General features: G+C 61.5%; 20 protein-coding genes. 18 read left to right on the top strand and 2 right to left on the bottom strand.

What is annotated here, in order from left to right; all coding sequences use genetic code 11:
* The first annotated feature begins 208 nt into the window (after nt 1–208).
* The 18 genes from OEG82_RS23755 to OEG82_RS23840 all read left to right on the top strand — a co-directional run bounded on the left by OEG82_RS23755 (nt 209) and on the right by OEG82_RS23840 (nt 16,957).
* Complete coding sequence (locus OEG82_RS23755; protein WP_267615093.1) at nt 209–1,045, top strand: GntR family transcriptional regulator; 837 nt, start codon at nt 209–211, stop codon at nt 1,043–1,045.
* Nucleotides 1,038–2,105 (top strand): PdxA family dehydrogenase, encoded by a 1,068-nt coding sequence (locus tag OEG82_RS23760; protein WP_267615094.1) that lies wholly within the window; start codon nt 1,038–1,040, stop codon nt 2,103–2,105. The genes OEG82_RS23755 and OEG82_RS23760 overlap by 8 nt, the downstream gene beginning before the upstream one ends.
* 71 nt (nt 2,106–2,176) lie before the next feature.
* A complete protein-coding gene (locus OEG82_RS23765) occupies nt 2,177–3,139 on the top strand; it encodes a Bug family tripartite tricarboxylate transporter substrate binding protein (RefSeq protein ID WP_267615095.1) in 963 nt (320 codons plus the stop codon).
* Nucleotides 3,140–3,150: 11 nt separating this feature from the next.
* Nucleotides 3,151–3,717 (top strand): tripartite tricarboxylate transporter TctB family protein, encoded by a 567-nt coding sequence (locus OEG82_RS23770; protein ID WP_267615096.1) that lies wholly within the window; start codon nt 3,151–3,153, stop codon nt 3,715–3,717.
* 9 nt (nt 3,718–3,726) lie between these two features.
* Entirely contained in the window at nt 3,727–5,232 is a 1,506-nt protein-coding gene (locus OEG82_RS23775) for a tripartite tricarboxylate transporter permease (RefSeq protein WP_267615097.1), read from the top strand.
* 30 nt (nt 5,233–5,262) lie between these two features.
* Nucleotides 5,263–6,699 (top strand): MmgE/PrpD family protein, encoded by a 1,437-nt coding sequence (locus OEG82_RS23780; RefSeq protein ID WP_267615098.1) that lies wholly within the window; start codon nt 5,263–5,265, stop codon nt 6,697–6,699.
* Nucleotides 6,700–6,770: 71 nt separating this feature from the next.
* Nucleotides 6,771–7,865, top strand: a complete 1,095-nt coding sequence (locus OEG82_RS23785) for a tartrate dehydrogenase (RefSeq protein WP_267615170.1) — start codon at nt 6,771–6,773, stop codon at nt 7,863–7,865.
* Between the two features lie 4 nt (nt 7,866–7,869).
* Nucleotides 7,870–8,985, top strand: coding sequence for a tartrate dehydrogenase (locus OEG82_RS23790; RefSeq protein WP_267615099.1), 1,116 nt, complete (start codon nt 7,870–7,872; stop codon nt 8,983–8,985).
* A gap of 61 nt (nt 8,986–9,046) precedes the next feature.
* Nucleotides 9,047–10,276, top strand: a complete 1,230-nt coding sequence (locus tag OEG82_RS23795; protein WP_267615100.1) for a glycerate kinase type-2 family protein — start codon at nt 9,047–9,049, stop codon at nt 10,274–10,276.
* 119 nt (nt 10,277–10,395) lie between these two features.
* Nucleotides 10,396–10,782 carry a helix-turn-helix domain-containing protein gene (locus OEG82_RS23800; RefSeq protein ID WP_267615101.1) on the top strand — a complete coding sequence of 129 codons (387 nt, stop codon included), beginning with the start codon at nt 10,396–10,398 and terminating at the stop codon, nt 10,780–10,782.
* Nucleotides 10,782–12,065, top strand: a complete 1,284-nt coding sequence (locus tag OEG82_RS23805; protein ID WP_267615102.1) for a type II toxin-antitoxin system HipA family toxin — start codon at nt 10,782–10,784, stop codon at nt 12,063–12,065. The genes OEG82_RS23800 and OEG82_RS23805 overlap by 1 nt, the downstream gene beginning before the upstream one ends.
* 238 nt (nt 12,066–12,303) lie before the next feature.
* Nucleotides 12,304–12,618 (top strand): DUF423 domain-containing protein, encoded by a 315-nt coding sequence (locus OEG82_RS23810; RefSeq protein ID WP_324289012.1) that lies wholly within the window; start codon nt 12,304–12,306, stop codon nt 12,616–12,618.
* Between the two features lie 215 nt (nt 12,619–12,833).
* On the top strand, nt 12,834–13,142 hold the full coding sequence (locus OEG82_RS23815) for a WGR domain-containing protein (RefSeq protein WP_267615104.1): 309 nt from the start codon (nt 12,834–12,836) through the stop codon (nt 13,140–13,142).
* 259 nt (nt 13,143–13,401) lie between these two features.
* On the top strand, nt 13,402–13,992 hold the full coding sequence (locus OEG82_RS23820) for a TetR/AcrR family transcriptional regulator (protein WP_267615105.1): 591 nt from the start codon (nt 13,402–13,404) through the stop codon (nt 13,990–13,992).
* Nucleotides 13,989–14,771 (top strand): enoyl-CoA hydratase/isomerase family protein, encoded by a 783-nt coding sequence (locus OEG82_RS23825; RefSeq protein WP_267615106.1) that lies wholly within the window; start codon nt 13,989–13,991, stop codon nt 14,769–14,771. Before OEG82_RS23820 ends, OEG82_RS23825 begins: the two co-directional genes overlap by 4 nt.
* Nucleotides 14,764–16,248, top strand: coding sequence for an AMP-binding protein (locus OEG82_RS23830; protein WP_267615107.1), 1,485 nt, complete (start codon nt 14,764–14,766; stop codon nt 16,246–16,248). The genes OEG82_RS23825 and OEG82_RS23830 overlap by 8 nt, the downstream gene beginning before the upstream one ends.
* Nucleotides 16,245–16,601, top strand: a complete 357-nt coding sequence (locus OEG82_RS23835; protein WP_267615108.1) for a MaoC family dehydratase — start codon at nt 16,245–16,247, stop codon at nt 16,599–16,601. Before OEG82_RS23830 ends, OEG82_RS23835 begins: the two co-directional genes overlap by 4 nt.
* A complete protein-coding gene (locus OEG82_RS23840; RefSeq protein ID WP_267615109.1) occupies nt 16,601–16,957 on the top strand; it encodes a hotdog family protein in 357 nt (118 codons plus the stop codon). Before OEG82_RS23835 ends, OEG82_RS23840 begins: the two co-directional genes overlap by 1 nt.
* A gap of 24 nt (nt 16,958–16,981) precedes the next feature.
* On the opposite strand, the gene OEG82_RS23845 is transcribed toward OEG82_RS23840, so the two are convergent.
* Both OEG82_RS23845 and OEG82_RS23850 read right to left on the bottom strand, forming a co-directional pair.
* Complete coding sequence (locus OEG82_RS23845) at nt 16,982–17,740, bottom strand: alpha/beta fold hydrolase (RefSeq protein WP_267615171.1); 759 nt, start codon at nt 17,738–17,740, stop codon at nt 16,982–16,984.
* Between the two features lie 14 nt (nt 17,741–17,754).
* The gene (locus OEG82_RS23850; protein WP_267615110.1) at nt 17,755–18,807 is read right to left on the bottom strand and encodes a branched-chain amino acid ABC transporter permease; all 1,053 of its coding nucleotides are present in this window, start codon (nt 18,805–18,807) and stop codon (nt 17,755–17,757) included.
* Nucleotide 18,808: the final 1 nt, after the last annotated feature.

Raw genomic sequence — 18,808 nt, forward strand, 5'->3', positions numbered from 1 at the left:
GCCCGACGTTGACGCAGTTTTGATCGGCAGATCAGAGCAACGCGGCTGGTCTCCGCTCGTCTTGCGGCGTGGGGACGCCCCGGCCGCTGAGCGCTGCCGGCGCTCTCCAGCGGGCCAGACTGCCGCGGCGGCGAAGACCCGCCTCATGCTCCACCCCCAAGAGCCGGCAGCGGATCGAAGACAAAAAACGAGGTTCTGATTAAAATCGTTGACAAATTTTGGCAGAGGCTTTTTATTGGCGTCAATTAAACCAAAAATGTTATTTACGGAGGCGAAATTGACTGTAGATCCAGAAATCGTCGACAATTCGGATGAGGCGCCGCGCGCCCCATTGGGTGCAGCGGAGGTGGCAGCGAGGCTGGAATACCTCATCAACGCAGGCGAGCTTGTTGGCGGAGACAGGATCAACGAAAGCGGCCTGGCTCAGCAGCTCGGGACAAGCCGGGGGCCTGTGCGCGAGGCCTGTCGCGCACTCGAGCAGGCTGGATTGGTGCGATCGGCGCTCAATCGGGGCTTCTTCGTCCAGGAAATCGGTCTGAAGACAGCCGTGGACATCTATGAAGTGCGGGCCGCATTGTTCCGGACTGCGGGCCGGCTGCTTGTCGAACGCATCAGTGTCGCCCAGTTGCGGGAACTGGTCGCGACGGTGGAGCAGATGGACGAGGCAGCGGAGAGCAACGACTTCCACCGCTTCTATCTGCTCAATGAAGATTTCCACAATCTGATTATCGAGCACTGCGGGAACGAGTCTGTGGCCGAGCTCTGGCCCCGGCTGCAGACCCAGCTCAATTTGTTCCGCCGCCGCGGTCTCGTGGTCCGTGGTGCGTTGAAGGCGGCCAATGCCGAGCACCGCTCGATCGTCGAGGCTTTCGAAAAGGGTGACGTCACGGCTGCGGCGCTGCTGTGCGAACGGCACGTGCTTTCAGGCAAGGCACGACTGATGGCGACGATGTCGGACGCACCCCTTGGCACCCGCCGTGGCCGGGAGCCTGCAAGTCTTTCTCACATACGCATCGAAGGCGAAGGAAGTGAACACAATGATTGAACCCGCTTCACTGCCCACTATAGCCCTGGTCCCGGGAGATCCGACAGGGATCGGGCCCGAACTGACCGCCCGTATCATCGCCTCCGAGGACATGGGGCAGGTGGCCCGGTTTGTTGTCGTGGGTGACAGCCGGATCATGGATCTGGGGTGCAGCCAGGCTGGCCTGTCTCCAAATCTCGAAATCGTAAGTGACGGTCAGGCAGCACAGGACGTACTCCGGCGGTCTGACCGCATTCCACTCGTCGACTTGCGCAACCTTGATCCTTCAACCTTCGCCTTGGGTGAGGCCAATCCCGAGGTCGGTGCCGTTGTTGGCGCCACGCTTGAGGCGGCGATCGGTCTTGCGAAAGGCGGGTTTGTGGACGCGATAACCTTTGCGCCTCTCAACAAGCAAGCCATGTTCCAGGGAGGCTGGAAGTTTCCCGACGAGCACAAATTGTTCGCACATCTGATGGAGTTTAACGGCCTGTTCAGTGAAATGAACGTGCTGGACGGGCGCTGGATGACCCGTGTCACCAGCCATGTCTCGCTCCGCGAAGCCATCGATCAGATCACACCGGACCGCATACGGGATGCTCTGATCCTCGCCGACCGGACGATGCGGAACGCCGGGATCGACAATCCGAGGATCGCCGTGGCTGCCCTGAACCCGCATGGCGGTGAAGGGGGGTTGTTCGGGCGAGAAGAAATAGATGTGATCAAGCCAACCGTGGAGGAAATGGCGCTCAAGGGCATCAACTGCCACGGACCCTTTCCCAGCGATACCGTCTATCTCAAGGCCTTCGATGGGCAGTTCGACAGCGTCCTGGCGATGTATCATGACCAGGGGCAGATCGCTACCAAGCTCAAAGGGTTCAACCGCGGTGTGACTGTCACCGCCGGATTGCCGATCGTGTTTACAACCCCGGCGCATGGCACTGCCTACGATATCGTGGGCAAGGGCATCGCCGATCCGGGAGCCACAGCGAGCGCCGTGCGCCTCGCGGCACAACTTTCACGCAGATCACGTACCCAGTCAGGCTCGCGGCCAGTGCAGGAGGCACTGACAGCGACGCGTTGACGGGTGCTGCGTGGGACAGGCGGCGAAGGAGAGCCGTTACAGCCACCAACTGCAAAACGGGAGGAACTATCATGCAATTTTACAAACGACTTGCCCTGATTTCAACAGCGGCAATGGCCGCTGCCATTCTGGCACCATCGGCCATGGCACAGGATGCTTTTCCGAGTGGTCCGATCGAGATTATTTCGCACGCTTCGGCGGGCGGCGGCACAGACACAACCCTGCGCACGATGCAGCCCGCGCTCGAGAAGGCACTGGGCGTGCCGGTCAGTATCGCGGTCAAAACCGGCGGCTCCGGCCGTGTGGCCATGAGCTATGCCAAGGGCCGGCCGGCTGACGGCTATACACTCATGCTGGTTACCCCGACCCATCTTTACACCATGGCGCAAGGAAATTCGCCGGTGGGTATCGACGAGATCGTCGGAATTGCCCGCGCTTCGGACGACCCCATCCTGATCGTCACCCGGGCAGATGGTGATCTCACAACGGCCAAGAGCATGCTTGAGCATGACGGAAGCCCGTTGCGCTGGGGCACGACTCATGTGGGCTCAGTCGATCACGCCTCGGCCGAGGTCTTTGCCCGCGAAGCCGATATCGACATTTCCGTGGTGCCCTTTGAAGGGGGCGGTGAACTGGTCATAAACCTGATGGGTGGATCACTTGACGTTGCCAGCCTCAACCTCACTGAAGCTATGGATGCGATCAGCCGGGGCGACCTGACCGCTGTCGCGATCATGGCGCCCGCGCGTGTGGACACTCTGCCTGATACCCCCACCACCGCGGAACTGGGCCTTGATGCCGACTTCTCCACAGTCCGGGGACTCGTGGCCATGAAAGGCGTCCCGCAGGAGCGGCTGGATATTCTCGAAAAGGCCTTGCTCGAAGCCATGGCAGGCGAGCGTTACCAGGATCTTCTGATCAATTCCGGCATGCCAATGAACAGCCCGGCACCTGGCGCGACATGGGATCCGCAGCTTCGCAAGATCCACGTGAACGCCGTGGAAGTCCTGACTGAACTCGGCATGGTCAAATAAGGGCGGTCATCATGGAAAAGCACCCTGACAAGGGGATTCGCGAATTCCATGGGAGGGCAAAAGGAGAGGAGGGAGCTGCGGCTTCCTCCGAACCCCGCCCTGATCACGGAAGCTCGTCCGCGCCGCACAGCGCCAGGCACCGGGATCTGGGTGTCGGCCTTACAGCCATAGCCATCTGCGGCCTGCTCTGGTGGGAGACCACGCGCTTCGCAAAGGTCCCCGCCGCGCTCTCCCAGGGCATTCCCGCATCATTCTTTCCCAGGGTGCTGCTTGCGACCGTCGCAATACTGTCCTGCGTTATCATCCTGCGCGGCTGGCGCGCTCAACGATCGAGCATCAAGACACCGACCACCCGCACACTCGTGACAGGCGCCCTGATTGTCGTGGGCGTGGCGCTCTTGCCGGTCCTGGGCATGCTGCTGACACTTGCCGTCATTGCTCTGGTTCTTCCGGTCAGCTGGGGGGAGCGGCGACCTCTCCCGCTGGCGATTTACACGGTTGGACTGCCTTTGGCGATCTGGTGTGTTTTTTCCCAGCTTCTACAGCTTCGTTTTCCTACCGGCATTTTCGGCTTTTGAGGTGATGCGATGAATGATTTTCTGCTCGCGCTCGGATCTGCCTTCGAGCCCTACACTCTGTTCCTGATTGTGGCTGCGACAATCGTGGGCGTTCTGGTCGGGGCACTGCCGGGTCTTTCTTCCACGATGGCCGCGGCCCTGCTTCTCCCCTTCACCATCTTTCTCGAGCCGATCCCGGCAATTGCATCCCTTGCAGCACTTTATTGCGGAGGCACTTTCGGCGGCTCGATCACGGCCATTCTGATCAACACACCCGGCGCCCCGCCGGCGGCGGCGACCGCATTTGACGGCTATCCCATGGCGCAGCGCGGCGAAGCGGGCAGAGCTCTGGGGATCGCCACCATAAGCTCTGCCATCGGCGGCATATTCAGCCTGATCGTGCTTCTGGTTGCTGCACCCTTTCTGGCAGGGCTTGCCTATCGGTTCGGTCCTCCCGAGTATTTCGCGCTTACCGTCTTCGGGCTTTCAATGCTGGCTTCGATCAGCGGCAAGAACGCAACGAAAAACCTGATTGGCGGGTGTCTTGGCGTGTTTCTCGCAACAGTCGGCGTGTCGCTGACCACAGGAGTGGAACGGTTCACCTTCGGCATCCCCGAGCTGTACGAAGGCATCGACTTTGTACCGGTCCTCATCGGCATGTTCGCGATTACCGAACTTCTCACCCAAGCGGGCATCACCGCCCGCCCCAAGAAAAGCATGGTCGACGCGCTCCGCTTGCCCAAGCTCCAGGATTTCAAGGATTCCTTTGCGACGATCCTGCGGTCGTGCGGCATCGGAACCTTCATCGGCATCCTGCCGGCCGAGGGTGGCACGATCGCGTCGATGATCGGCTACAATGAAGCGCGCCGGTGGTCAAAGCGTCCTGACGAGTTCGGGACCGGCATTCCTGAAGGCATCGCCGGGCCCGAGACCGCCAACAACGCGGCGACCGGCGGAGCGATGGTGCCAACCCTCGCTTTGGGCATCCCTGGTTCGGGGACCACGGCGGTGATCCTGGGTGGGCTTATCATGCACGGGTTGCGGCCCGGTCCCTACCTGTTCCAGGAACAGCCAACGCTGCTTTACGGCATCTTCATTTCCATGCTGATTGCCAATGTCGTGCTCGTGGTGTTCGGCCTGCTCGGCATCAAGCTGTTCGCTCGCGTGACGCTCATTCCGCCGCAATTCCTGTGGCCTGCTGTTTTCGCCTTGTGCGTCGTAGGCTCATTTGGGGTCAATCAGTCGGTCATCGACGTCTATATCATGCTGCTGGCGGGGTGTGCCGGCTACATGCTCAAGACCTTCGGATTTGCCCCGGCGCCTATCATCATGGGCCTGGTGCTCGGAACCATGGTCGACAATACCTTCGCGCAGTCGATGATCATCTTCGACATGAACTGGATGCTGTTCTTCACACGTCCGATAGCCCTGGTGTTCTTCCTGCTGGCATTGTTCGGCATCGCTGGCGTCCCAATCATCAATACCATTCGCAGAACGTGGAACGGGCGAATGCCTCAAACCGCGGTCGAGGACTAATCCCAAAATCAAACATGGAGTACAGCAGTCGTGTCACAATCAGCACACAAGAATTACACGCCGGACATCTCAACCAATACGGGTGAAGGGCTCACCGCCTACACGGTTTCTTTCGTTCTCGATGCGGACTTCTCAAGCTTGCCGGCCGACGTCCTCGAGGAAGGACGCAAGTCGATGCTGGACGGTTTCGGGCTTGCGCTTTCCGGATCGGTCGCCCGCAGCGGCGAACTGGCGCGTGCTCACCTCCAGGCGGTTGCCGCCGCGGGAGACTGCACGGTCATCGGCTCTGACATGAAACTGCCGCCGCGCTTCGCCGCCTTTGTGAATGGCGTGGGGGTTCATGCCGATGATTATGATGACACTCAGCTCGCCGTCGCGGCCGACCGGGTCTACGGACTTCTGACGCATCCCACGGCGACTGCACTGCCAGCAGCATTCGCGGTCGCCGAAGAGGTGGGTGGGTCGGGCAAGGACCTGATGTTGGCCTACCAGCTCGGTGTCGAGGTCGAATGCAAGGTGGCAGAGGCAATTTCGCCGCGGCACTACCAGCACGGGTTTCACGCAACCGGCACCTGCGGCACCATGGCTGCAGCGGCAGCAGCCATGAAGCTTCGGGGGCTGGATCTGGACACGGCTCTCCAGGCGTTTTCCATTGCCGCGAGCCAGTCGGCCGGACTGCGTGAAAACTTCGGCACCATGACAAAGCCCTTCCATGCCGGTCGTTCCAGCGAAAGTGGTGTTCTGGCAGCAGATCTGGCTGCGGCGGGATGGAGTGCAGCCAAGGAGATTCTGGAGTCCCACCGCGGCTTCTTCCAGGCTGCAGGCGGCGGATATGACGAGGCCGCCATTCGCGGCAAGCTTGGCGCCCCTTGGACCTTCGGTTCGCCGGGCGTCTCGATCAAGCCGCATCCATCCGGGTCGCTCACCCACCCCGGGATGACCGAAATGCTGCGGCTGATTCTGGAAAACGATCTGCGTCCGGAGCAGGTGGAAAAGGTCCGCGTCGGCACCAATCACAACATGCCCAATGCGCTGATACACCACCGTCCAACCAACGAGCTGCAGGCCAAGTTCTCGATGGAGTTCTGCATGGCCATCCTTCTTCTCGAGCGCCGGGCCGGATTGCCCGAGTTTACCGACGAAGTGGTCATGCGAGACGATGTGCGGGAAATGATCAAGAAGGTGGATTTCTACGTCAATGACGAGGCGGAAGCCGCGGGCTATTCGAAAATGACGACCATCATCGACATCGCTCTCAAGGATGGCCGCGTCGTTTCCGGACGGGCTGACTTCGGCAAGGGCAGTCCCGCGAACCCGATGACCTATGAGGAAGTGGCCGACAAGTTCCGTGGCTGCGCCGAGTTCGCGAAGTGGGACAACGGCAAGACCGAGGACATCATCGCCATTGTTCGCGAAATCGAGCGGATGGACAACCTGTCGACTTTGAGCCGGGCTCTGTCGGCCTAAGGTGCAGTGACCTGGCCAGCCAGCCATCAAGACCATGGTTGCCTGGCCAGGAATGCAATTCGGAGATGAATATGAACAACTACAAAATCGCCGCCATACCGGGCGACGGGATTGGCAAGGAAGTGGTGGCGGCGGGGGTGCAGGTCCTGGACGCGGTGGCACGCCAAAGCGGCACGTTCGAGGCTGATGTCACGACATTTGACTGGGGCTCAGATCGCTACAAGGCGACCGGCAGTTTCATGGACGAGGGCGGCGCCGAGATGCTTCGGCCGTTTGACGCCATTTTGTTCGGTGCGGTGGGTGCGCCGGATGTGCCTGATCACGTGTCGCTGTGGGGCCTTCGCCTTGCCATCTGCCAGCCGCTCGATCAATACGCCAATGTCCGGCCGACGCGTGTCTTGCCCGGCATTCGGAGTCCGCTTTCCAATGTTGGTCCAGACGATCTCGACTGGGTGATCGTGCGCGAGAACTCCGAGGGTGAATATGCGGGCCAGGGTGGACGCTCGCACAGAGGCTTGCCCCAGGAAATTGCCACCGAGGTGGCAATCTTTACCCGCGCAGGCGTGGAGCGCATCATGCGTTTTGCCTTTGCATTGGCCGATTCCAGGCCGCGCAAGCTGCTCACCGTGGTGACAAAATCGAATGCGCAGCGCTACGGGATGGTGATGTGGGACGAGATCGCCGCTGAGGTGGCCAAGGATTTCCCGGACGTCACCTGGGACAAGATGCTGGTCGACGCGATGACCGTGCGCATGACGCTCAATCCCCGTTCGCTTGATACCATCGTGGCGTCAAATCTGCACGCGGACATACTTTCAGATTTGGCCGCGGCGCTGTCGGGTTCCATCGGAGTGGCTCCGACGGCCAATATCAACCCTGAAAAGACCGCGCCATCCATGTTCGAACCGATACATGGTTCGGCTTTCGACATCACCGGCAAAGGCGTTGCCAATCCGGTGGCAACCTTCTGGACGGTCGCCATGATGCTCGAGCATCTCGGCGAGGCCGCGGCGGCCGATCGATTGATGAAGGCTGTCGAGCGTGTGACTGCGGAGTCGCGGTTCCATACACCGGATCTTGGCGGCACCGCGCGAACACAGGACGTGACCCGAGCCGTGATTGCCGTGCTTGAAGGTCGCAATGCATTGGAAACCGAGGTCGCTTGAAACCATGAACACAAATGAACGCAATACATACAAGATCGCTGTAATCGCCGGCGACGGCATCGGGCAAGAGACTGTGCCGGAGGGCCTGAAGGTCCTGAGTGCGGCGGCCCGGCTGTTTGACATCGGGCTCGACTTCGAAGAGCACGACTTCGCTTCCTGTGATTACTATGCCAGGCATGGTGAAATGATGCCGGGCGACTGGAAGTCCCGCATCATTGACAGCGATGCCATCTTCTTCGGTGCTGTGGGTTGGCCGGACACGGTGCCGGATCACGTCTCGCTCTGGGGATCGCTGCTCAAGTTCAGGCGCGAGTTTGACCAGTACGCCAATCTTCGGCCGGTCCGGCTGATGCCGGGAGTGCCTTGCCCGCTGGCCGGCAAATCGCCGGGCGATATCGACTTCTGGGTCGTGCGCGAAAACACGGAAGGCGAATATTCCTCAATAGGCGGAAAGATATTCGAAGGCACGGATCGGGAAACCGTCATGCAGGAAACGGTCATGACGCGCCAGGGCGTGGATCGCATTCTGCGTTATGCTTTCGAGATTGCCGAGCGGACCGAACGCAAGACCCTTACTTCGGCCACCAAGTCCAATGGCATTTCCATTACCATGCCCTATTGGGACGAGCGGGTGCTGGAGATGGCCAAGTCGTTCCCGGACATTGCCGTCGACAAATATCACATAGACATCCTCACGGCGCTGTTCGTGCTCAAGCCGGAACGCTTCAACGTGGTGGTGGCGTCGAACCTGTTCGGGGACATCCTCTCCGACCTCGGTCCGGCCTGCACCGGAACAATCGGCATCGCGCCATCAGGCAACATCAATCCGACCCGGACCTTCCCCTCCCTGTTCGAACCTGTGCATGGCTCGGCTCCGGACATTGCCGGGCAGGGGATCGCCAATCCGGTTGGGCAGATCTGGTGTGGCGCCATGATGCTCGACCATCTCGGCCATCCCGAGGCTGCGTCCGCCGTCGTTGCAGCCATCGAATCGGTGCTCTCGGACCCGGAGCGCCGCACCAGTGATCTAGGCGGGGAAGCCGATACCAGAGGCTGCGGCGACGCTGTGCTCGAGGCACTGGAAAAGCACGTTTCCCAAAACCCCCGCAATGCAGCCTGAGCGGTTGCAATCGGCCGAAGCTGATGCGTCGACCCGGCGACTTCGCAAGGAAGCCAGGAGCTTGTTTGACATCGGAGTCGCTGCGGCCGATCCCGGCAATGCGGTGCGGCAGTGCCTTGCCAGGGACTTTGCAGAACGGCCGCACCCGTTTTCATGCATCATCGCCGTCGGGAAGGCGGCGCGGTCCATGGCTGCTGCGGCTATGGAAGCCAAGGCAGCGAGGTTCGGCGCACCGGTCATCGTGATAACCAATGCCGGGAACACGTCTGCCTTGCCCGGAGCACGTGTCTTCGCCGCGGGCCATCCGGTTCCCGATGAGAATGGACTCGCGGCGACCCGAACTCTTCTGAAACTGCTCACGAAGCTGGGCGCCAGGGACCATGTTCTGGTGCTGATCTCGGGAGGTGCATCGGCAATGCTGCCGGCGCCGGCAGGCGCACTGAGCTTTTCTGACGAGGTCGAGACGGGAAAGCTGCTGCTCGCCTCCGGCGCCGACATCACGGCCATGAATATCGTCAGGCAACAGATTTCCAGAACCAAGGGCGGTGGACTGGCAAGGGCAGCCGCGCCGGCCAGGGTTACCGGAATGATCCTGTCTGACGTGGTGGGTGATGATCTGCGTATCATCGGATCGGGCCCCACGTCCGAACCCGCGGGGACCCCCGGCGACGCACTGGAAATCCTCTCCACCTTCGGAATCCTGCACAGGGTTTCTCCGCAGGTGCTCCATCATTTGCAGACCGCCACGACCTCTTTGGCGGTCCCTGAGTGTGACAACAGGCTGATCGGCTCGAATGCACTCAGTCTGGCAGCCATCAAGGCAGCGCGACCACACGGTACACTGATCGTTACCCCGTTGACCGGTGACGTTTCCGAGGCTGCGCGGCGCATTGCTGGTGATCATGCCGCCTCGAATGCGTCACTTATGATCTGGGGCGGGGAAACCACGGTAACAGTTCGAGGTGCCGGAAAAGGAGGCCGCAACCAGGAACTTTGTTTGCGGCTCGCCATGAAAGCGGAGCGGGCGGCGTGGAAACACGCATGGTGCTTTCTCTCGGGGGGCACAGATGGGCGGGATGGGCCCACGGACGCGGCTGGCGGCCTTGTTGACGGGTGCACTCTGAGGCGCATCCGCGACGCAGGGATGTCGCCGCAAGGCCTGCTCATGGCGAACGACAGTTATCATGCGCTCCAGGCGTCGGGCGACCTGCTCAAGACAGGGGCAACCGGAACCAATGTCGCCGATATTCAGATGCTTCTGATACACAGAGATCAGACCGGTAACGCCTAGAGCATTTCCCGGTCATTGCGGATCCTGTCCGCAGGCGGTGAGGACGTTACGTGCTTGACCAGCCATCAACATGCCATATATGACAGGTTAATTCGCGCAATCTGCCATATGAGGCTTCCATGTCCAGTTTGAAGGCTAGTCGATCCCTGACCGATCTGGGGCAGAACCTGCGCCGGGCACGGCTTGCGCGGCGCTTTTCGATAGTGGAACTGGCAACCCGCGCCGGTGTTTCGGATCGCACGCTGACGCGTCTGGAAAAAGGCGATCCCGGTGTTGGCATCGGCAACCTGGCCTCGGTGCTTGCCGCCCTAGGCAGTCCGGGGGTGCTGGCTGATCTGATGTCTCCGGAAAATGATGCCGTGGGGCTCTCTCGCGCGCTGGAAGCGGTGCCAAAGCGCGGACGCTCCTTCAAATCGGGCAAGCCCGTTCAAAGCCGGGACGACACCAGCGCGCAACAGGACACCCCTGACAGCAATCGGGGCGCGCGCAAGGGGATCGCCTTTTGATGATGCCGTCTGATCAATCCCGGACCTTGCGCAGGCGCTCCGCTCCCGGGCCGCAGGAAGCTGAAGTTCACCTCGGCCGCAGCCTGTTGCATGTGGGCAAGCTCCGATTCTCGTTCGACCGTAACAGGCAGTTTTCCGAGTTCAGCTATGACCAGGGCTGGATCGGGGATTCCCGCGGCTTCGCCATCGCCCCGGATCTGCCACTCGGTCCCGCGCCCTTCTTCGCGTCCTCCGGCCGGGGAGGCGATCAGCGTGAGAGCCTGCCCGGCGTGTTGCAGGATGCCGCCCCTGACGCCTGGGGCCGCATGCTGATGCAGCGCCTCTATGGGTCCGGTCTCAGCGAGTTCGACATGCTGACCCTGACCGACGACACCACGCGTCAAGGCGCGCTGCGGTTCTGTGATGGCGAGCAGCGGATCATCACGGGGGAGGGCGCTGTTCCGGTTCCGCAACTGATCGACCTGGAAGAGTTGCAGGCCATCTCTGCCAGCATTGAACGCGGTGGCGACGTTTCAAACCAGGCTTTGCGCCAGATGGCCGGGGCCGGTGGTTCGATCGGGGGCGCAAGGCCCAAGGCCAATGTGCTGGACGCAGACCAGCTCTGGATCGCGAAATTCTCATCCTCGGGCGACGCCAGCCCGGTCGAGCGCATTGAAGTTGCAACCTTGAAACTCGCCCGCGCGGTGGGCCTGAATGCCCCCGACGCCCGGCTGATGCTGGAACGAACCGCGCATCCCATTGCCCTCATCCGCCGCTTTGACCGGGAGGGCACAGCGCGCATCCCCTATATCTCGGCGCGAACAGCGCTCGAACGCCACGGCACCGAGCAAGGCGCCTATACGGATCTGGCGCAATTCATCCGGCAGCACAGCGACAACCCGCTTGCAGACCTGCGCGAACTCTGGGCGCGGATGGTGTTTACCATCCTGGTGTCGAACACAGACGACCATCTCAAGAACCACGGCTTCGTCTATGCCGGTGATGGCCAATGGAGCTTGTCGCAGCTTTTTGATGTCAATCCGCAGCCGGAACGCCACCGTCTTCTCAAGACTGCCATCATCGAGGGTGAACCGTTCTCGGCCTCCCTGGAGCTTGCGCTTGAGGCTGCTGTGTTCTTCAACCTCCCCGCAGATGAAGCCAGAGGATTGGCGCGCATGTTGGCACGGCAGATCAAGGACAACTGGAGGGAGATCATGCGCAACTATGGTGTGACGGGCACAGAGCTTCGCAGCCTGGAACCCGCATTCGAACATGAGGAAATGGAGCGGGCGCTGAATCTGTAGCCTGAAGAATAATATGACATATATGGCAGATAAATTGATTTTATAAGCCATATATGGCGTATCATTCCACGATACCATGAGCTGATCCGCCTCCGTTGCCCACCTTCCAAAGGACACCACCGATGACCTATGACATGATGACCGGGGCTCGCCGGGTGAAACGAGCGCTGCTATTCATTTGCCGCATTCAACCACTGGGATCTGCGTCATGACCATTCTCATTTTTGCGGGCGGTTTGATGGGAGCAGCAGGTGTTGCATTGTCGGCCTATGGTGCCCATGCAGGCGGCGGCAATGTCACCACGGCTGCGCAATTCCTGCTGTTTCACGCACCCCTTTTTGTTGCGCTGGGCCTTGCTGGAAATTCCGGTCGGATCCGGAACGCCGGTGCGGGTCTTCTGTGCCTTGGCCTGGCGCTGTTTTGCGGCGATCTGCTGATGCGCCATTTTGCCGACACGCCCTTATTTTCAATGGCTGCACCTTCCGGAGGCATGGCAATGATCGGCGGGTGGCTGGTGATTGCGGTTTCTGGATTGTGGAGCAGATTCCGCTAATGCCAAGCGTCATCGATTCCTTGCAATGAACCGATTGAGGGTGTCCGCAGGCAAGCAGGTCCTACAAAAGGTGATTCCGGTCGCGGCCTCAATGCCCGGATGAAACATCAGCGATCCCGGCAGAAGCAGGGTCGGGTTCGTCGACAGCACTTATCAAGAATGTGAATCTGTCCGGCGTCACTGATTCACCGAACTCATTGGACGCCCGCGCCTGGATGTCCGAATCTGCCGGCATGATCACGCAGCCCTACCACATCTATGTCGAACGCAGCGAAGCCGCAAAAAACATGGCTCGCTATTACGCCATGGAAATCTCGAAAACACTGTTCGGCGAAACCTGCCTGACCCGGAGATGGGGCAGGATCGGGCAGCGAGGGCAGAGCAAGATGCACCATTTCGAATGCGAAAACGAAGCCGTTGATCTGTTTCTGGATCTGATGCGCCAGAAGCGAAAACGAGGGTATCGACCCAGGGTCTTGCCGCAAAACCCAGTGCATTTGCGCGTGAACAGTGCACACCTGTAGATGCGGATTCTATGGATAGGTCACACTCAACAATTCCGTTCTGTCGGTGCCCCCGAAACATGTTTCTGGCCAGATCCAGACCGGGCGCACGAGCTTGGCTCATGACGCCCATCCCCAAGGGTGGCCCAGGCAATTCTGCCCTGCCACAGATTGGCGCTGTCGCGGGCATCTACATCACCCACGCTGGAATCAGCCGGTTCCGTGCTCTTCACCCATAGTCGCTCTTGCAAATTGCAACATGAACAAGTATTCATGTTTTATGTCGACCAACACTTACCCGAGAACCAAAAGAGGTGTTGCCCGGCGCGAGCAGATCCTGCGTGCGGCCGAGGCGATGATTGGCGCGCAAGGCTTTTCCGCCGCTTCCATCGCCGACATCACCCGGCACGCGAAAACAGCTCTGGGGACGTTCTATATCTATTTCTCCAGCAAGGAAGATGTCTTCCGCGAGCTGGTTCTGGAAATGGGGCAATTGACGCGTGCGGTGGTTACACAGGCCGTGGCCGATGCGCCGAACCGGCTGGAGGCCGAGCGGGATGGATTGAAGGCCTTCCTGCGCTTTGTCGCCAAGCGCCCATCGCTCTACCGCATTGTCGAGGAAGCCCGCTTCATTGATGCCGATGCCTACAAGGCCTATTTCACCAGTTTCGCCAAGGCCTATGCGGTGCAGCTTGACGAGGCGGCGGCAGCGGGCGAGTTGCGGCCCGGTGACGCGGAGGTGCGCGCCTGGGCGCTGATGGGCATCGCCAAGACGCTGGGCGAACGCTATGTGCTGTGGGGCGATACATCCGATATCGATCACGTGGTCGATGAAGCCTTCTCGATGATCCGGGACGGTCTGGCGCCATGACCACACAGGTGGCCTGCGAAGCCTTTGACTTGCCTGACGGCACGCCGGGCATGCGGCTGACCATGGCCGCCGGCCGCGCCAACGCGCTCGAGCCCGGACTGCTGGGCGACCTCGCTTCTGCACTTGATGAGGCCGAAGCAATCGACGCCAGTGTCGTTCTGATTTGCGGCGGCCGGAATTTCTCCAGCGGCGGCGATGTGCGGGCCTTTCACACTGCATCGGCTGGCGGCGAGGCCGATGCCTATGCCCGCGAGGTTGTTCCGTGTCTGCAGGCGATCGTCGTGCGCCTGATTGCCATGAAGCGGCTGGTGGTGGTTGCCGCGCGCGGAGCAATCACCGGCGGGTCTGCCGGGCTCTTGTTTGCCGCCGATCTTGCGGTGATCGCGCCCGATGCTTTCGTGCAGCCCTATTATGCCAAGGTCGGCTTTGCCCCCGATGGCGGCTGGACCGCGCTGCTGCCCGAACGCATCGGCGCCGGGCGGGCGCTGGACTGGTTGCAGTCCGACCGGCGGCTTGACGCTTCCGCGCTCTGTGAAGCGGGCCTGACGACCGCGATTTCGCACACGCCCGAGGCGACGGCAATGCAGCTTGCCTCAGAGGGAGAGATCGGAACGCGGCTGGCCACCAAGGCGCTGATCTGGGACGAGGCTCGCCGCGCCCTGATCAATGCACGGCTGGAGGCCGAGACCGCGGCTTTTCTGGAGCGGATTGTCCAGCCCGATACGGCCCTGGGCATGGCACGATTCATCGAACGCATGGGTGACAGAGCCGATGTTTGACTTAATCCCCGACATGGCCACCAAGCGGGCCGAAATCTCGCCTGACGCCACGGCCTTCATCGATGCCGGCAGCGACCGGGAATGGCTGTTTTCCGACATCAACGCTGCGGCCAATGCGGTGGCCGACGGGCTGGGGCAGGCGGGATTGCAGCGCGGCGACCGGCTGGCGATCCTGTGCCTCAACCGGGTCGAGTTCTTCATCACGCTGTTTGCCTGCCAGAAGACCGGCATCATCCTGTGTCCGCTCAATTGGCGGCAGATGGCGCCGGAACTGGTCGAGACGCTCGAGCCGGTGGGCGCAAAGGCTCTCATCCACGATGCAGCGCAGGCCGGGCTTGCCGGGGATGTGGCGCAGGCCTGCGGGATGCCGCAACTTGGCATCGAAACCGATATCGCGGCGTGGATCGAGGCGGGCGGAACAGTCCCGGTTGCCAAGGTGGTGCCGGACCAGCCTTGGTATCTGCTGTTCACATCGGGAACCACCGGCCGGCCGAAAGCCGTGATCCAGACGGCGCAGATGGCCTGGGCCAATGCGGTCAATATCTCGCAGGCCACGCGGATGACGGCGGATGACCGCTCGGTCAATTTCCTGCCGCTGTTTCACACCGCGGGCATCAATCTCTACACGCTGCCGCTGTTTCTGCTCGGCGGCTGTTCGACGGTTCTGCGGAAGTTCGAACCAGTTCAGATTTTCGACCTGCTCAAGCAGGGCAAGGTCACGCAGTTCTTCGGCGTTCCCGCGATCTACCAGGCCTTCAGCCTGCTGCCCGATGCCGGCGAGATCAACTGGGGTGACATCCGCTGCGGCTGTGGCGGCGCGCCCTTGCCCGAACCGCTGATCCGGCTCTTCGCCGGTTTCGGCGCCAAGGTGCTCAACGGCATGGGCATGACCGAAACCGGGCCGACCGTGTTCCTGATGGATCCGGAAAACGCCGAGCGAAAGATCGGTTCCGTCGGCCGGGCGCAGATGCTGACCGAGATGCGGCTTGAGGGCGTTGCGGCCGGCGAACAGGGCGCCGGCGAGATCCAGCTCAGGGGCCCCAACATCACGCCGGGATATTACCTGAACGAAAGAGCCACGCGCGACGCCTTTACCGAAGACGGCTGGTTGCGCACCGGCGATGTCGGGCGGCGCGATGAGGATGGCTATATCTTCATCGTCGACCGGATCAAGGACATGTATATTTCCGGCGGCGAGAACGTCTATCCGGCCGAAGTCGAGCGCGTGCTCAATGAACATGAAGACGTGCTGGAAGCTGCGGTGATCAGCATGCCGGACGCCAAATGGGGCGAGGTCGGTGCGGCCTTCATCATTGCCCGCCCGGGCGCCAGTCTCGACCCGGCGGAACTCAGGAGCTGGAGCCGGGAGCGGATGGCCGCCTACAAGGTGCCGGTCAAGGTGACGCTGGTGGAGGATTTCCCGCGCACGGCGGCCGGAAAGGTCCGCAAACCGGAGCTGAGGACCCTGCTGTCATGAAGATCGAGCTTGCAGCTACGTGGACGCCGAGCCAGGCGGAATTCGACCTGTTCGCGCAGATTTCGGGCGATGACAATCCGATCCATGTCGATCCGGAATTCTCGGCGCGCACGGCCTTCGGGCGCACGGTCAGCCATGGCATGCTGATCTACACCAGGCTGTGGGGATTGTTGACTGCCGCTTACCCGGATGTCTCGCAGACAGGCCAGACGATGATGTTTCCCAATCCCTGCTACACCGGCGAGCCGGTCGACCTGGTGATCAGCGGTGCGTGTCCGGGCAGACTGTCAGTTCGCGCGGTCAGATCCGCCGATGGTGCGGAGCTTCTGGTCGGCGAAACGGAGGTCGCGTGATGCAGGTGGGGCAATCAGCAAGCATCCGCCGCAGCTACAGCCGCGCCGATCTGGAAGGCTTCGCCGGATTGAGCGGATCGGCTGTTCCCGAAACCATTCCGGAGCCGCTGATCGCAGCGCTGTTTTCCTACCTGCTGGGTGTGGAACTGCCGGGTCCGGGAACGAATTACCTCAAGCAGCAACTCAGCTTCCTGGCGCCCGCTGCGCCCGAGACCGAACTGACCGCGAAGGTGGAGATTACACGGCTGCGCCCGGAGAAGCATCTGGTTGATCTCTGGGCCACCTGCACCGATGCCAATGGCGTGCTGATCTGCGAGGGCCGCTCGCTGGTCAAGGCAAAGGACGTGGCGGTGTAAACCGGCCTTCGCAAACGGGTGGGGCTAGAGGCTGCCGGCAAATGCGACGAATGTTTTTGCAAAGGCTTCAGGCTCTTCCAGATGCGGGGAATGACCTGAATTTTCGAATGCGTGCATGCGGCCGCGGGGCGCGGTAGCCGCCAGCCATTCAGCCGCTGACTTGGGATAGACCCGGCTGCGCGCACCGCAGCTTGCCAGCAGCGGGCAGGGCAGATTTCCGATCAGCTCTGTCTTGTCCATTCTGACCAGTGCTTCCCACATGGCAATCATCTTTGCCGGGTCATTGGCGAGGATCTGGTCAAGCGCCTCCTGCCGGCCGTAGCCCGGTGCGCCTTCGCGCCGGGCAAACATGGTGGTGGCGATCGCTTCGGTCATGCCGGGCCAGTCGGAGATCATGCGCTCGGTGGTGGCGGTGAGATCGCTCTCGCCCTGATCGATCAGCCCGTGCGGCCAGTCCGCGTTGCAGCCCAGCTTGGGGCTCATGTCCACGGTCATCAGGCCTGCGATCCGGTCAGCGCCGAATTGCTCGATAGACTGCCAGGCGACGGCGGCGCCCATCGACCAGCCGACGAGCACCACATCGCGCAGGTCCTGCGCCTCCAGCAGATCGGCCAGCATTTGCGCCGCAGCCTCAAGCGATGGCTCGACCGCTGCCTCCTCGCCGTGTCCGGGAAGGTCAGGCGCATGGCAGTCAAACCCTGCCGGCAACCGGGCAATAAGATCATCGAAGATCGAGCCGCGCATGGTCCAGCCGTGCAGCAGAACCACCGGCCGCCGCGGCATGATCGGCACGGAAGTCAATCTTCCGCCCTTAGCCGTCCGACAATCCCGGTGGGAAAGAAATAGACGCTGAGGATGAACAGCACGCCGAGCCACAACAGCCAGCGGTCGGGATCAAGCAATTGCGGGATCAGCGGCAGCCCCTCGGTGGCGCTGGCTGCGACGCCCATCAGGTTTTGCAGGTAGTTCTGCGCCAGCACGAAAATGGTGGCGCCGATCACTGCGCCATACATGGTGCCCATGCCGCCGATCACCACCATCAAGAGGATATCGAGCATGATCTCGAAGGACAGGGTGGTGGCCGGGCCGACATAGCGCAGCCAGATGGCAAACAGGCTTCCGGCGAGCGCGGCAACGGCTGCCGACAGGCAGGTTGCCAGCGTGCGGTAGAGCACGACCCGGTAGCCGATCGCCTCGGCACGGAAATCGTTCTCGCGGATTGCCTTGAGCACCCGCCCGAACGGCGAGTTGACGATGCGGAGCAGCAGCAGGAACAGGGCCAGCGAGGCGAAGAACACCAGATAGTAATTCAGGATCTTGCCGGTGATGGAGATGCCGAACAGCTTGCCCAGCTTGAAGGCGGGCGTGAGTTCGCGCGGGATGGAATAGTTGAGCCCGTCCTCGCCGCCGGTCAGGCCGGAAAGCTGGCTGACAAGCACGGCCACGGCGGAGGCGACCGCCAGCGTGATCATGGCAAAGAAGATCGCGCGGACCCTCAACGAGAACAGCCCGATCAGCAGCGCCAGGATCGCTGCGGCGACGGCGCCGGCAATGGTGCCGACGATCAGCGCATCGAAGCCGCGGCCCATATGGGTGGAGGCCAGCGCCACGCCATAGGCGCCGAGGCCGAAGAACATGGTATGGGCGAAACTGACAATGCCGGAATAGCCGAGCAGAAGGTCATAGCTCGCCACAAGCACGATGAAGATGCAGATCCGCGCCGCAGTTTCCAGTGACCTGACGCCCGGAAACAGGAAGGGGGCCAGGGCCAGGGCCGCGAGAATGGCCAGCAGCAGGCCGGTCAGGATCAGGGAGCGGGGACGGTCGCCGGAGAGCAGGTTGGTGAGCATC

Origin of the sequence: Hoeflea ulvae (genome assembly GCF_026619435.1) — a bacterium.
GTDB lineage: Bacteria > Pseudomonadota > Alphaproteobacteria > Rhizobiales > Rhizobiaceae > Hoeflea > Hoeflea ulvae.

Bases quoted from the DNA above. Each gene is read 5' to 3' on its own strand.
- OEG82_RS23790 (WP_267615099.1), top strand. From the start codon at position 7,870: ATGAACACAAATGAACGCAATACATACAAGATCGCTGTAATCGCCGGC.
- OEG82_RS23815 (WP_267615104.1), top strand. From the start codon at position 12,834: ATGTCCGAATCTGCCGGCATGATCACGCAGCCCTACCACATCTATGTC.
- OEG82_RS23810 (WP_324289012.1), top strand. From the start codon at position 12,304: ATGGGAGCAGCAGGTGTTGCATTGTCGGCCTATGGTGCCCATGCAGGC.
- OEG82_RS23825 (WP_267615106.1), top strand. From the start codon at position 13,989: ATGACCACACAGGTGGCCTGCGAAGCCTTTGACTTGCCTGACGGCACG.
- OEG82_RS23765 (WP_267615095.1), top strand. From the start codon at position 2,177: ATGCAATTTTACAAACGACTTGCCCTGATTTCAACAGCGGCAATGGCC.
- OEG82_RS23785 (WP_267615170.1), top strand. From the start codon at position 6,771: ATGAACAACTACAAAATCGCCGCCATACCGGGCGACGGGATTGGCAAG.
- OEG82_RS23830 (WP_267615107.1), top strand. From the start codon at position 14,764: ATGTTTGACTTAATCCCCGACATGGCCACCAAGCGGGCCGAAATCTCG.
- OEG82_RS23805 (WP_267615102.1), top strand. From the start codon at position 10,782: ATGATGCCGTCTGATCAATCCCGGACCTTGCGCAGGCGCTCCGCTCCC.
- OEG82_RS23775 (WP_267615097.1), top strand. From the start codon at position 3,727: ATGAATGATTTTCTGCTCGCGCTCGGATCTGCCTTCGAGCCCTACACT.
- OEG82_RS23840 (WP_267615109.1), top strand. From the start codon at position 16,601: ATGCAGGTGGGGCAATCAGCAAGCATCCGCCGCAGCTACAGCCGCGCC.
- OEG82_RS23845 (WP_267615171.1), bottom strand. From the start codon at position 17,740: ATGCCGCGGCGGCCGGTGGTTCTGCTGCACGGCTGGACCATGCGCGGC.
- OEG82_RS23800 (WP_267615101.1), top strand. From the start codon at position 10,396: ATGTCCAGTTTGAAGGCTAGTCGATCCCTGACCGATCTGGGGCAGAAC.
- OEG82_RS23850 (WP_267615110.1), bottom strand. From the start codon at position 18,807: ATGCTCACCAACCTGCTCTCCGGCGACCGTCCCCGCTCCCTGATCCTG.
- OEG82_RS23760 (WP_267615094.1), top strand. From the start codon at position 1,038: ATGATTGAACCCGCTTCACTGCCCACTATAGCCCTGGTCCCGGGAGAT.
- OEG82_RS23820 (WP_267615105.1), top strand. From the start codon at position 13,402: ATGTCGACCAACACTTACCCGAGAACCAAAAGAGGTGTTGCCCGGCGC.
- OEG82_RS23770 (WP_267615096.1), top strand. From the start codon at position 3,151: ATGGAAAAGCACCCTGACAAGGGGATTCGCGAATTCCATGGGAGGGCA.
- OEG82_RS23835 (WP_267615108.1), top strand. From the start codon at position 16,245: ATGAAGATCGAGCTTGCAGCTACGTGGACGCCGAGCCAGGCGGAATTC.